The sequence below is a fragment of the Shinella sp. genome (assembly GCF_049651085.1).
GTDB lineage: Bacteria > Pseudomonadota > Alphaproteobacteria > Rhizobiales > Rhizobiaceae > Shinella.
On sequence record NZ_JBASBL010000013.1, the window covers coordinates 32,188 to 44,776 of the forward strand.

The following is a 12,589-nucleotide window of genomic DNA, read 5'->3' on the forward strand; positions in this document are numbered from 1 at the left end:
AAGGCGAGCGAAAGAGCTGCGCCATCCGCGGGGAAACGGCGCCCTTGCGACGCCAGTCATGTTCGGCTTCAGCCGGCTGGGCGCTCTAGGGCGCCCAGTAGATATCGAGCGGCGTAGCCGCACGGCGCAGGATGGCGCGGATCGGCATGTCTTCCTCCGGGCCGTCGTTCGTGGCCGCAGCAAGAACGTCCTTCTTGCCCTGGCCCTCGATATGCAGCACCAGAAGACGCGCATCCTGAAGGCTGGCGAAGGTGAAGGTGAGGCGGGTTTCGCCTGCGCCTTCCGCTTCCATGGTGATGAGGCCGCGCGGCGTTTGCGCCGAAATGGCCTCGGCCAACTTGCTACCGCCGGGGAAGAACGAGGCCGTATGGCCATCCGTTCCCATGCCGAGGATGACGACGTCAAACGGGTGGCCGAGCGCGCCCGCATCCCTGGACACGATGGTCGCGGCTTCTTCCGCGCTGCCGGCATTCCGGTAGAGCGGCAGGAAGTTCGCGGCCTTCGCATTGCCCTGAAGCAGGTTGTCGGCGACGAGAAGGTGGTTCGAGCGCGGATTGTCCGCCGGCACGAACCGTTCGTCAACGAGCGTGATCGTCACCTTGGCCCAGTCGATGTCGCGGGTGCACAGCGCCTTGAAGAATGCCTTCGGCGTGGAGCCGCCCGACACCGCGATCGTGGCCTTGCCGCGGGCGGCAACGGCTTCCGCAAGCTGGACGGCAACCCGGTCCGCCAGCCCTTCGGCCAGCGCCGCGCCGTCCGTGAATTCATGCAGTCTCGCGCTCATCGGCCTTCCTTACGTTTCATGCCATGTGCGGCCGTCGCGCTCGATGAGAGCGATGGCCTGGCTCGGCCCCCAGGTGCCGGCGGTATAACCCTGCGCCTGCTGGCCGGTCGCTTCCCAGGCCTTCAGGATCGGGTCGATCCAGCGCCATGCGGCCTCGACTTCGTCGCGGCGCATGAAGAGCGTCTGGTTGGCGCGGATGACGTCGAGCAGCAGGCGCTCGTAGGCGTCGGCATTGCGCGCGTCGAAGGCCTCGGCAAAGCTCATGTCGAGCGAGACGTTGCGCAGGCGCATGCCGCCCGGGCCGGGATCCTTGATCATCAGCGACTGCTTGACGCCTTCGTCGGGCTGCAGGCGGATGATGAGCTGGTTCTGCTCGATGCGGCCGGCCGAAGCATCGAAGATCGAATGCGCGATCGGCTTGAAGGTGATGACGATTTCCGACATGCGCGTGGCAAGACGCTTGCCCGTACGGATGTAGAAGGGCACGCCCGCCCAGCGCCAGTTGCCGATCTCGGCCTTGATGGCGACGAAGGTCTCGGTGTTGGAGACGCCGCCTTCCAGCTCTTCGAGATAGCCCTTGACCGGGCCGCCCGCCGAGGCGCCGGCGCGGTACTGGCCGCGCACCGTGAGGCGCTCGACATTGTACTGGTCGATCGGCTTCAGCGCGCGCAGCACCTTGAGCTTTTCGTCACGCACCGCTTCGGCATCCATGGATGTCGGAACTTCCATGGCGACAAGGCAGAGCAGCTGGAGAATGTGGTTCTGCACCATGTCGCGCAGCGCGCCGGCCTTGTCGTAGTAGCCGGCACGGCTTTCCAGACCGACGGATTCGGCCACCGTGATCTGCACATGGTCGATATGGGCGGAGTTCCACAGCGGCTCGTAGAGCGCATTGGCAAAGCGCAGCGCCATCAGGTTCTGCACCGTCTCCTTGCCGAGATAGTGGTCGATGCGGAAGATCTGTTCTTCGCGGAAGACCTTGCCGATCGTGTTGTTGAGCTCGTCGGCAGAGGCAAGGTCCCGGCCGATCGGCTTTTCGACGACGATGCGGGTGTGCTTGGTGATGAGCTTGTGGTCGCGGATCTTTTCCGAAATGTCGCCGAAAATGCCGGGAGCCACGGCGAGATAGAAGGCGCGCACGCGCTCCTTGCCCTCATCGAGAAGGTCTTTCAGCTTGTCCCAGCCCTGATCGGACTTGGCGTCGACGGCGACGTAGAACAGCCGGTCACAGAAGGCCTTGACCTCCGCCTCGTCGAATTCGTCCGCCTTCAGGTGCTCCTTCAGCGCATCGACGGCGAACTTGCGGTATTCCGCATCCGTATAGGCCGTTCGCGACGCACCGATGATGCGCGTCGGGTCGGAGAGTTGTCCGGCGAGCTGTCGGTGATAGAGGGCGGGAAGGAGCTTGCGTTCCGCAAGATCGCCGGTTCCGCCGAAAACGACATAGTCGAAGGGGTCAACGGGAATGATCTGGCTGCTCATCGGATATATCTCGATCTAGTTCTGTTGCCGGGTGTTATAATCTAATCGATTTAAAAATGCCAGTGTGCAACACAACAAAATCGACGTTTGCGACTGCTCAGAGCTTGTCGCGCAGCGCGTACCACGTCATGGCGAGCAACAGAAGCGGCGAACGGAAGCGTGCTCCACCAGGGAAAGCGGGAATTTTGAAGGCCTTCAACTGGTCGAGTTCGGCGCTGCCGCCCGTCACGTCCTCGGCATAGAGCTTGCCGCAATAGTTCGACAGCATGACGCCGTGGCCGGAATAGCCGCCGATCGTCGTGATGCCGGGCATGACCTCGCGCACATAGGGCTTGCGCGGCATGGTGATGCCGACCGAGCCGCCCCAGGCATGCGTAAGCTCGATGCCCTTCAATTCCGGATAGACCTCTTCGATCTGCCGGCGGATGGGCGGGGTCATGTCATCGAGATTTTCGGAATAGGCCTCGCGCCCGCCGAACAGCAGCCGGCCGTCGCGCGTCTTGCGGAAATAGCGCACGACGAATCGCGTGTCGGCGATCGCCTCGCCGCCGGGAATGATCGACGGGAAACTGTCGAGTGGCACCGTCGCGCCGATGAAGGAGCGGATCGGCATGACATGGGCCGCCGTCTTCGGTTCCAGGTTGCCGATATGGGCGTTGCAGGCGATCAGGGCCCTGTCGGCGCGAATGGTGCCTTTCGCGGTCGTGATCACCGCCTTGCCGCCCGTCCGCTCGATCTTCAGGGCAGGGGTCCTTTCGTGCAGGCTCGCGCCTGCCGCCTGTGCCGCGCGGGCGATGCCGATGATCAGCTTCATCGGGTGGATGTGCCCGGTGCCGGTGTCGCGGATGCCGAAATGAAAGCGCTTGGAGCCGACCCGCTCTTCCGTCTCCGCCCGGCCCATGTAGTGCATGTGCGGATAGCCGTAGCGGGTTGCGGCGATCTCGACATGATCGCGAAAACCCTTTTCGTAGCTCGCCTTGTGGCTCACGTTGAGCTGGCCGGGAACATAGTCGATGTCGAGGTTCCGGGCACTGGCGAAATCGTGGATGTGGCGCTTGGCGTTTTCCGCAAGGTCGAACAGGGCGCGTGCGCGCTCGTAGCCGAGTTCGGCCTCCAGTTCCTCCGCCTCGGCGCGCTGGCCGGTGCCGAGCTGGCCGCCATTGCGCCCGGACGCGCCGTCGCCGAAGCGATGCGCCTCGATGAGCGTGACGCGCACGCCCTTCTTCGCGAGGTTGTAGGCGGCCTGCAGGCCGGTGAAGCCGCCGCCGACAATGGCGACATCCGTATCGACGGAGCCGTCGAAGGGGGCATATTCGGGGCGTTCTCCGGCGCTTGCCTCATACCAGGAGATGCCGGGGGAAATCGGGCTTTGCCAGGGCATTGCACACACTCGTGTTCAAGAGGGTGCGGCGGCGCGCCGGGGCGCCGGCCGCTCTCATTGTCTGATCTCTACGGCGACCCGGACCGCCGGGCCGCTCAGACGTTGAGCAGCAGGAACTCGCGCTCCCAGGGACTGATCACCTGCATGAAGGTCTCGAACTCGCCGCGCTTCACGCCGGCATAGAGGCCGATGAACTCCGCGCTGAGCACATCCGCAAGCGCCGGATCCGATTCGAGCAGCGACACGGCCTCCAGCAGGCCGCGCGGCAGGTCGATCGTGCCCTCGTTGGCGGTATCCTCCGTCGGTGCACTCGGCTCGACCTGGTTGATGATGCCGAGCAGGCCGCAGCCGAGCGAGGCAGCAAGCGCAAGATACGGATTGGCGTCCGATCCCGGCAGGCGGTTCTCGATGCGCCGTGAGGCGGAATCCGATACCGGCACGCGGAAGGCGGTCGTCCGATTGTCGTAGCCCCAGGCATTGTTCACCGGGGCGGACATGTCGGGTGTCAGGCGGCGATAGGAATTCACATAGGGCGCCATCATCACCAGCGTCTTCGGCACATAGGCCTGCATGCCGCCGATGAAGTGGAAGAACTCCCTGGAGGCCGAGCCGTCCGGATTGGAGAACACGTTCTTGCCGGTCGCGATATCGACCACCGACTGGTGGATGTGCATCGCCGAGCCCGCCTGACCCTGCATGGGCTTGGCCATGAAGGTGGCGTAGATGCCGTGCTTCAGCGCCGCCTCGCGGATCGTGCGCTTGAACAGGAACACCTGGTCGGCCAGCTCGATCGGATCGCCGTGGCGAAGGTTGATCTCGAGCTGCGCCGGTCCTTCCTCGTGGATCAGGGTATCGATCTCGAGACCCTGCTTTTCGGAGAAATGATAGATGTCGTCGATCAGTTCGTCGAATTCGTTGATCCCGGCGATGGAGTAGCCCTGGCCACCCTGGATGGAACGGCCGGAACGGCCCTTCGGCGGATGTAGCGGATAGTCCGGGTCGTCGTTCATGGCGACGAGATAGAATTCGATCTCGGGCGCGACGACCGGCTTCCAGCCGCGATCGGTGTACATTTTGACGACGTTCTTCAGCACGTTGCGCGGCGTATAGGCCACGTTCTCGCCCGTCGAGCCGACGATATCGCAGATGACCTGCGCGGTCGGATCGCTCTCCCACGGCACGACGCAAAGCGTGGAAAGGTCTGGCACGAGCTTCAGGTCGCTGTCGCGCGGCTCATAGCGGAAATTGCCGGTTTCTTCCGGATAGTCGCCGGAGATCGTATGGCGGTAGAGCGCGGAGGGCAGCGCCAGCGACGTGTTCGAGGTGAACTTCGAGGACGGCATCATCTTGCCGCGCGGCACGCCGGCAAGGTCGGGCGTGATGCATTCGATATCCTCAATGCCGCGGGCTCTCAACCAGTCTGCGGCGTCCTTCCAGGTCTTTACCCCGCGCGGCACGCTGATAGCGGGAGGGATTTTGGCGGAGCGTGCGGCTTTCTCGATGGTGGGGGTAGCGACTCTCTTCTTGGGCGGCATGAGGCACCGTTTTTGTTGACGATGGAGCCATCATAGCCTGAGTTAAGCCCTTTACTAGCTCCCCCCCGGGGGTGGAAATCGCGATTTTTCAGGAATTTGTGCGCAAGGCGTCGGTTGACATTCGGCCGGGATGGCCGAAAGGAAGGCATCGAACAGGGGCAGGATACGTGGCAGAGCGGCGGGACGTCGTCATCATCGGGGCAGGCGCGGCAGGCATGATGTGCGCCATCGAGGCCGGCAGGCGCGGGCGTCGCGTGCTCGTCATCGACCATGCCCGCGCGCCCGGCGAAAAGATCCGCATTTCCGGCGGCGGCCGCTGCAACTTCACCAACATCCATGCCGGGCCGAAGAATTTCCTCTCGACCAATCCGCATTTCTGCAAGTCGGCGCTCGCCCGCTATACGCCGCGCGATTTCCTCGACATGGTCGAGCGGCACCGCATCGCCTGGCATGAAAAGACGCTGGGGCAGCTCTTCTGCGACAATTCGGCGAAGGACATCATCGCCATGCTGCTTGCCGAGATGAAGGCGGTGGGCGCGGAGTTGCGGCTTTCGACGTCGATGAATACGGTCGCTCATGACGGCAATGGCTTCCGCATCGTCACGGACAGCGGCACCGTCGAGGCCGCGTCGCTTGTCATCGCGACCGGCGGCAAGTCGATCCCGAAAATGGGCGCGACCGGCCTTGCCTATCACATTGCCGAGCAGTTCGGTCTTTCCGTCGTCGAGACCCGCGCCGGGCTTGTGCCCTTGATGCTCGATCCTGCGACGCTGGCGGCCCATGAGGGATTGCCGGGCGTGTCGACCGATGTCGTCGTCCGGCACGGCAAGACGGAATTCCGCGAAGCGGCGCTTTTCACCCATCGGGGCCTCAGCGGCCCCGCCATCCTGCAGATCTCTTCCTATTGGCGCGAGGGCGAGGAGATATCCCTGTCCATCCGCCCGGATGTCGATTTTGCAGCCGTGATCGCCGCCGCGCGGCGCCAGAATGGCCGGCAGGCAATGCAGACCGTGCTGGCCGAGCACATGCCGAAGAAGCTGGCGCAACTTCTCGTCACCGAACTCGGCATCGACGGGCCGCTTGCCGAACAGCCGGGCCGCCGCATCGAGGCGCTTGTCCAGCGGCTGCGCGACTGGCGTCTGCGCCCACCGGGCTCGGAGGGCTATCGGACGGCGGAAGTCACCCTCGGTGGCGTCGATACGGCCGGGCTCGATTCCCGCAGCATGGCGACGAAGACGGTGCCGGGCCTCTATTTCATCGGCGAGGCGGTGGACGTGACCGGCTGGCTCGGCGGCTACAATTTCCAGTGGGCCTGGGCTTCAGGCCACGCGGCAGGTCAGGACGCCTGAGATCGCCCCGGTCTTTACCATCCTTTAAGGCCTTGGGGCGGATGCTTCCGAAATGTCGGCAATATCTGTCCACTTCCCGCAGAAAGAGACAGATGATGGGGGCCGGCGCGCCGGGTCGTCCGGTTACCTGTATCGCGTAGGGAGTATGCCGCATGTCTTCCAGAAATCGCCCGGCTCGCGCCATCGCCATCGCAGCCGCCCAGGAGAGCCGCCGGCGCCTCCTTGCCGTCGGCATCAACTGCACGCTTGCCGCGGGCCTTGTCGCGCTGGTTGCCGCCCTCCTTTTCTAGCGTCGCCCGGTTGTCATAAATCGGTTCAACGGTGAGAAAATCTTAAAGATTGCCGTCGATGATCGCCGGATTGGGTTCCGGACGCCGCGTCGCCATGAGGATGCTGACGCGGTGGCAATGATTGCTCCCCCGGATTAGCGGCATTGCAGCCGCATGAAAGTCGGTAATCCGGCGTCCAAATCCTGGGGAGGCCCGAAAAGGGCAGGGGGGAGCACGCCGACAACGGATGTTCCGCCATGTTCATTGACAAGATTCTTGCCCGCTTCAAGATCCAGACGAAGGTTCTGGTCTTCATTCTGCCCTTCGTGCTCAGCATCTGCGCCGTGGGCTTCACGGGGCTCTACGCCTCTGGCCTCCTGCAAGGCCGCATGGAAATTTCCAATAGCGTTCTCCAGTCGCTCAGCGGCTTCAAGGATGTCTATGCAGGCATGAACCGCTTTCTGCAGAATACCAGCGAGGAAAGCCGCAATGCTGTTCAGGAGCGCCTGACCGCGCAGGTCGGGGTCCTTCAGGCCACAATGGATGGTCTGGCTCCCGATGCCGACAAGTCCAAGCTGATGGATGCCGAAGAACAGACCAAGGGCATTCAGGCCCGTATGGATGGTCTCTGGTCGCTCTATCAGAGCGAGATCGGCCTGCATGAGACGATGACGAAGAATCTGAGCACCCTCTCCAGCGAGCAGGTGAAGATTCTCGACGAGGCGACGAAGCTCCAGCGCACGGTGCGGCAGAACGAGAATTCCGCCAAGAGCATGCTGCGCGAAGCCGAACGCCTGACCAATGCCAGCAAGTTCTTCGGCGATTTCCTGTCCGAATTCAGCCGCGGTGCAACGCCGGACGACCAGCTCAAGATCGTCAAGGAGCGCTACCCGCTCCTTTCCAAGACCGAACGCTCGATTTCGACGATCCTGCCGAAGAACCAGAAGGTGGTCCTGATCACCATCCGCAACACGATTGAGGAACTGAGCGGCTTCCTGGCCTCGAAGGATCCGGCGAGCGTCACGGTGCCGGATATCGGGCGCCGGGTGAACCGCTTCCGTCAGGTTACCATCCAGCTTCAGGGCGCCGCTGCCGAGAAAATGCGTGAAGCGACCCGCACCTTCAACGAACTCGACACGCCGATCATCAAGTCGGAAGCGATCCTCGGAGCCACGCGCAAGCTGGTGTCCTCGATCGACGAGATCGAAGTCGCCGCCGCGCGTTTCCTCGGCCAGACGTCAGAGAACAACCGCGTCAAGCTGCTCGGCAACCTGACGATCCTGCGCATCGACATGAACGGTCTGCGCGGTGCGGCAAGCGATCTTCCCTTCTTCGAGAAGGTGGATGGAACATTGAAGCCGTTGCTTGAACGGATCGAGGCCGATAGCGCCGCGCTTGTGAAGATCAGCACCGAGCGCGCTGCCGATTTCGAGGCCGCCGGCCAGTCGATCGACACCATCTGGAATTTGCTCAGCCAGTTCGCCGAAGAGCAGAAGACCAGCGCAGGCACCGAACGCGAGAAGGCAAACCAGGTTTCGGTCTTTGCGACCGTCGCCGGTGCCGCGATCGCCGTCCTTGCCGGCATCGCGCTGGTGCTGACGCTGAAGGGGCCGATCGGCCAGATCACCGGCGCGATGCGCCGCCTGGCGGATGGCTTCCTCGATACGGGCATTTCGGGCGAAAACCGCGCCGACGAGATCGGCGACATGGCCCGCGCGCTGGGCGTCTTCAAGGAGAACGCCCTGTCGAAGATCCGCATCGAGGAGGAAAGCGAGCAGCAGCGCGCCGCGGCGGAAGCCGATCGTGCCCGCAACGACGCCGAAAAGCAGTCCCTCGACCGCGAGATCAACTTTGCCGTCGATGCGCTTGCCGCCGGTCTCGGCCGCCTTGCGCAGGGCGACCTGTCGAGCCAGATCGAGACGCCCTTCACCGGCCGCCTCGAACAGCTTCGCCAGGATTTCAACGTCTCGCTCGTCCGCCTGCAGGATACGCTCGGCCAGATCCGTACCAACGCGCTGTCGATCCAGCGCAGCGGCTCGGACATGCTCCATTCGGCCGATGCGCTGTCAAAGCGCACCGAATCGCAGGCCTCCTCGCTGGAGGAAACGGCCGCCGCCGTCGAACAGATCACGGCGACCGTGCGCTCCTCCGCCGAGCGGGCGCATGAGGCGAACCTTGTCGTCGGCACGACCAAGCGCAGCGCCGACAGCTCCGCCTCGGTGGTCAGCAATGCGATCGCCGCGATGGGCCGCATCGAGGGGGCTTCGCGCCAGATCGAGCAGATCATCGAGGTCATCGACGATATCGCCTTCCAGACCAACCTGCTCGCCCTCAATGCCGGTATCGAAGCCGCCCGCGCGGGTGAGGCCGGCAAGGGCTTTGCCGTCGTGGCGCAGGAAGTGCGCGAACTTGCCCAGCGGTCCGCCCAGGCGGCCAAGGAGATCAAGGGCCTCATCGAGAAATCGACGAGCGAAGTCAGCGCCGGTTCGCACCTGGTGCAGGAGACGGGCGCAGTGCTCGCCTCGATCAGCCAGCAGATCGTCACCGTCAGCCAGCATGTGGACATGATGGCGACGGCGAGCCGCGACCAGGCGGCGGCGCTGCAGGAGGTCAACGGTTCCGTCAACCAGATGGACCAGATGACCCAGCAGAACGCCTCGATGGTCGACCTCACCACGACCGCCAGCCGCAAGCTGGCGGGCGATGCCGATACGCTGATGATGCTGGTCGAGCAGTTCCGCCTGGAGGCCGACGAGCCGGCGGTCTATCGCGCGGCCTGATCGGCCGCGCGGGCAGGCCGGTATTGGAAATCCCGCCGGTTTTACCGCATAGGACTATGGCTGCCACGCCGTGATAAGATCATCGAGGGGCGGATATCCGCCCCTCGATGTGTTTCAGGCGCGGCGCTGTCGATATGTCTTTTCGATCCGGTGGTGGAGATGACGCACAACACGATCCTGGCGGCGTTGCGACAATGCGCGGGTCGGCACAGCCGCGCCGGTCATGAAGCCGACGATCTGGTTCAGGACGTGCTCCTGCTGGCGGTCGCCAGGGGACGCAAGATCAGCGATCCGGGATTCGTGGCCTGGGCAAAGGGTGCGATCCGCAACCATGCGCGCTTTACCGCGCGGACGGCGGCGCGGCGGCGGGCACGCGAGACCGCCTGGGAGGCGACGGTCGCCGTGCCTGCAACGCCGCCCCGTTTTTCTCAGGCGTTCACGTCGTCACTTCCGCCGGCACAGCGCATCGTGGCGCTTCTCGTCAATCTTGATCTCAACCGGGTGGAGATTGCGTACCTGCTGGGACTGAGCGACACGGCCTTCCGCCAGCGCCTCGGCGGATTGCGCAAAGCCTTTCATGCCTTTGGCGATGACGCCACGGTTTTCGGCAGCGCCCCTCCGCTGGCCGCCGACGGTCTTGCACGCCGCCGCCTGAAGTCGGCCCTCCGCCCTCATGCGGCGCGTGTCTTCGCCATTCGCGATCCGGATGGGATTCCGATTTTCTTTTCGAGGCGCGATCACGTTTCGCCCGGCGGCGGCAACTAGGATGCGCAACAGAAGGAGAATTCCATGAGCCTGAATTTCAACGGCGTGACGATCATTTTCAATGTCGCCGATATCGAGCGCACGAGAGCGTTCTACCATGAACATCTCGGTATCGCGTTCGAGCGATACGATGAGGAGGACGGAAGCGCCTTTCTGATGACGAAGATCGGTCGGGAAGTCGACCTGATGGTCTTCGAGGGAGATCCAAAACCCGGCAACACGCCGAACGTGGTCTTCGGCCTTGCCGACGGCGGCATCGACACGCTGATCGAGCGGCTGGCGGCGGCAGGCGTGGAGATCGTCACGCCGGTGTCGGAGGCGCCCGGCGGCTGGTTTGCCGACTTTCGTGATCCCGACGGCCAGATCGTTTCCTTCTACCAGGCGGGAGACGTGCCGAGAGCGCTGACATAGGCCGGCGGCGCGCAAGACAAAAATCCCCGGCGCAGGGAACGCCGGGGATTTCCTTTTTGACTGGATATGCCGTGTCAGCCGCGACCCTGCGTCACGATGACGGGGATCAGGAGGTCACCCCAGTTTCCCTCTCCGCCGTGGTGGCGGGCGGAGCGGACGAGCTCGACCGACACGCCGGCCTCGACCGCCTTCATGACGGACTGGTTGAGGCGGTGCAGGTCATTGGCGACCATGCGGATCATGGCCTGCTGGTCGGCGGTCATGGCGGAAGCCTGTTCTTCGGCTCGTTCCTTGACGCGGGTCTGGACTGTCATGGCATTTCTCCTCTTATTCGAGCATTTTCCGGGTAGGAAATGCGGCTCTATCGGGGTTCATGAATGGTTGACGGGTCGGGTTACTCGGCGGCCGGGCGGAACTGTTCGTGCTCGGTCGATTCATGCATGGCGGTGGTCGAGGACTGTCCGCCGGTGATCGCCATGGAAACGGCATCGAAATAGCCGGTGCCGACTTCGCGCTGGTGCTTGGTCGCGGTGTAGCCGTTGATCTCCGCGGCGAATTCCGCTTCCTGCAGCTCGGAATAGGCTGCCATCTGGCGATCCTTGTAGCCGCGGGCAAGCTCGAACATGCCGTAGTTCAGCTGGTGGAAGCCGGCGAGCGTGATGAACTGGAACTTGTAGCCCATCGCACCCAGCTCGCGCTGGAACTTGGCGATCGTCGCGTCGTCCAGGTTCTTCTTCCAGTTGAACGAGGGCGAGCAATTGTAGGCGAGCAGCTTGCCCGGATGCGCCTTGTGCACCGCTTCGGCAAACTTGCGGGCCTGCTCGAGATCCGGCTTGCCGGTCTCCATCCAGATCAGGTCGCAATGCGGCGCGTAGGCGATGGCGCGGGCAATGCACGGCTCGATGCCGTTCTTGACCTGGTAGAACCCTTCGACCGTGCGGCCCTTGTCCCTGTCGACGAAGGGCTGGTCGCGCTCGTCGATGTCGGAGGTCAGAAGCTTGGCGGCCTCGGCGTCGGTGCGCGCGACGATCAGCGTCGATGTACCCATGACGTCGGCGGCAAGGCGTGCGGCGTCAAGGTTGCGGATATGCGCGGCGGTCGGGATCAGGACCTTGCCGCCGAGATGGCCGCACTTCTTTTCCGAGGCCAGCTGGTCCTCGAAGTGAACGCCGGCGACGCCCGCCTCGATGAAGGCTTTCATGATCTCGAATGCGTTGAGCGGGCCGCCGAAGCCGGCTTCCGCATCGGCGACGATCGGCGCGAACCAGGTGTCGACCGACAGGCCGTTGCCCTCCGCCGTCTCGATCTGGTCGGCGCGCTGGAGCGTGCGGTTGATGCGCTTGGCAAGCTCCGGTGCGGCATTTGCCGGATAGAGCGACTGGTCGGGATACATGGCCGAGGCCGTGTTGGCGTCGGCGGCGACCTGCCAGCCGGAGAGATAGATCGCCTTCAGACCGGCGCGGACCATCTGCATGGCCTGGTTGCCGGACAGCGCGCCGAGTGCATTGACGAAGTCTTCCTCGTGGATGAGCTTCCACAACCGGTTCGCGCCGTTTTCGGCAAGCGTATGCCGGATCTGGACCGAGCCGCGCAGCCGCTCGACCGTTTCGGCCGTATAGGGACGCTCGATCCCGTCAAAGCGGCCCTTCGGTGCGCTCGGAACGATGTTGTAAAAATCAGTCATATTGTCCTCCGGTGTATGTCTTGGGATCAGATTATGGGGCAGCGCGTTGCCCGATTTCATGTGACTATATTTACATCGCGGTGCACAATAGGCGAGGAAAAACCGCAAAAACGCCGTCGCATTCGGGTAATGATGTGTTGCCTTTGACA

At 63.6% G+C, this 12,589-nt stretch carries 11 protein-coding genes; 5 read left to right on the top strand and 6 right to left on the bottom strand.

Features of this window, described 5'->3' with window-relative positions; genetic code table 11:
* Positions 1–85: 85 nt before the first annotated feature.
* The 4 genes from pgl to WA950_RS07805 form a co-directional block, all read right to left on the bottom strand.
* Positions 86–784: a 6-phosphogluconolactonase gene (pgl, locus tag WA950_RS07790; protein ID WP_424551133.1), complete on the bottom strand. Its 699-nt coding sequence runs from the start codon at positions 782–784 to the stop codon at positions 86–88.
* A 9-nt stretch (positions 785–793) separates the two neighbouring features.
* Complete coding sequence (zwf, locus tag WA950_RS07795; protein WP_424551134.1) at positions 794–2,266, bottom strand: glucose-6-phosphate dehydrogenase; 1,473 nt, start codon at positions 2,264–2,266, stop codon at positions 794–796.
* Positions 2,267–2,363: 97 nt separating this feature from the next.
* The gene (locus tag WA950_RS07800) at positions 2,364–3,647 is read right to left on the bottom strand and encodes an NAD(P)/FAD-dependent oxidoreductase (protein WP_424551135.1); all 1,284 of its coding nucleotides are present in this window, start codon (positions 3,645–3,647) and stop codon (positions 2,364–2,366) included.
* Positions 3,648–3,742: 95 nt separating this feature from the next.
* Positions 3,743–5,182 carry a glutamine synthetase family protein gene (locus tag WA950_RS07805; protein ID WP_424551136.1) on the bottom strand — a complete coding sequence of 480 codons (1,440 nt, stop codon included), beginning with the start codon at positions 5,180–5,182 and terminating at the stop codon, positions 3,743–3,745.
* Between the two features lie 167 nt (positions 5,183–5,349).
* Between WA950_RS07805 and WA950_RS07810 the strand changes: the two genes are divergently transcribed.
* The 5 genes from WA950_RS07810 (at position 5,350) to WA950_RS07830 (ending at position 10,756) form a co-directional block, all read left to right on the top strand.
* Positions 5,350–6,531, top strand: coding sequence for an NAD(P)/FAD-dependent oxidoreductase (locus WA950_RS07810; protein WP_424551137.1), 1,182 nt, complete (start codon positions 5,350–5,352; stop codon positions 6,529–6,531).
* A 152-nt stretch (positions 6,532–6,683) separates the two neighbouring features.
* Positions 6,684–6,821, top strand: coding sequence for a hypothetical protein (locus tag WA950_RS07815; RefSeq protein WP_424551138.1), 138 nt, complete (start codon positions 6,684–6,686; stop codon positions 6,819–6,821).
* Between the two features lie 236 nt (positions 6,822–7,057).
* Positions 7,058–9,580, top strand: coding sequence for a methyl-accepting chemotaxis protein (locus WA950_RS07820; protein ID WP_424551139.1), 2,523 nt, complete (start codon positions 7,058–7,060; stop codon positions 9,578–9,580).
* Between the two features lie 159 nt (positions 9,581–9,739).
* Positions 9,740–10,345 (top strand): RNA polymerase sigma factor, encoded by a 606-nt coding sequence (locus WA950_RS07825; RefSeq protein WP_424551140.1) that lies wholly within the window; start codon positions 9,740–9,742, stop codon positions 10,343–10,345.
* Positions 10,346–10,369: 24 nt separating this feature from the next.
* Positions 10,370–10,756, top strand: coding sequence for a VOC family protein (locus tag WA950_RS07830; protein ID WP_424551141.1), 387 nt, complete (start codon positions 10,370–10,372; stop codon positions 10,754–10,756).
* Positions 10,757–10,830: 74 nt separating this feature from the next.
* Here WA950_RS07830 and WA950_RS07835 read toward each other — a convergent pair whose 3' ends face one another.
* Both WA950_RS07835 and aceA read right to left on the bottom strand, forming a co-directional pair.
* Positions 10,831–11,070: a hypothetical protein gene (locus WA950_RS07835; RefSeq protein WP_226920376.1), complete on the bottom strand. Its 240-nt coding sequence runs from the start codon at positions 11,068–11,070 to the stop codon at positions 10,831–10,833.
* An 80-nt stretch (positions 11,071–11,150) separates the two neighbouring features.
* Positions 11,151–12,440 (bottom strand): isocitrate lyase, encoded by a 1,290-nt coding sequence (gene aceA, locus WA950_RS07840; protein ID WP_424551142.1) that lies wholly within the window; start codon positions 12,438–12,440, stop codon positions 11,151–11,153.
* Between the last annotated feature and the right edge of the window lie 149 nt (positions 12,441–12,589).

Excerpts from the sequence above, each read along its gene's own strand:
- pgl (WP_424551133.1), bottom strand. The coding sequence starts at position 784 with ATGAGCGCGAGACTGCATGAATTCACGGACGGCGCGGCGCTGGCCGAA.
- zwf (WP_424551134.1), bottom strand. The coding sequence starts at position 2,266 with ATGAGCAGCCAGATCATTCCCGTTGACCCCTTCGACTATGTCGTTTTC.
- WA950_RS07800 (WP_424551135.1), bottom strand. The coding sequence starts at position 3,647 with ATGCCCTGGCAAAGCCCGATTTCCCCCGGCATCTCCTGGTATGAGGCA.
- WA950_RS07805 (WP_424551136.1), bottom strand. The coding sequence starts at position 5,182 with ATGCCGCCCAAGAAGAGAGTCGCTACCCCCACCATCGAGAAAGCCGCA.
- WA950_RS07815 (WP_424551138.1), top strand. The coding sequence starts at position 6,684 with ATGTCTTCCAGAAATCGCCCGGCTCGCGCCATCGCCATCGCAGCCGCC.
- WA950_RS07820 (WP_424551139.1), top strand. The coding sequence starts at position 7,058 with ATGTTCATTGACAAGATTCTTGCCCGCTTCAAGATCCAGACGAAGGTT.
- WA950_RS07825 (WP_424551140.1), top strand. The coding sequence starts at position 9,740 with ATGACGCACAACACGATCCTGGCGGCGTTGCGACAATGCGCGGGTCGG.
- WA950_RS07830 (WP_424551141.1), top strand. The coding sequence starts at position 10,370 with ATGAGCCTGAATTTCAACGGCGTGACGATCATTTTCAATGTCGCCGAT.
- WA950_RS07835 (WP_226920376.1), bottom strand. The coding sequence starts at position 11,070 with ATGACAGTCCAGACCCGCGTCAAGGAACGAGCCGAAGAACAGGCTTCC.
- aceA (WP_424551142.1), bottom strand. The coding sequence starts at position 12,440 with ATGACTGATTTTTACAACATCGTTCCGAGCGCACCGAAGGGCCGCTTT.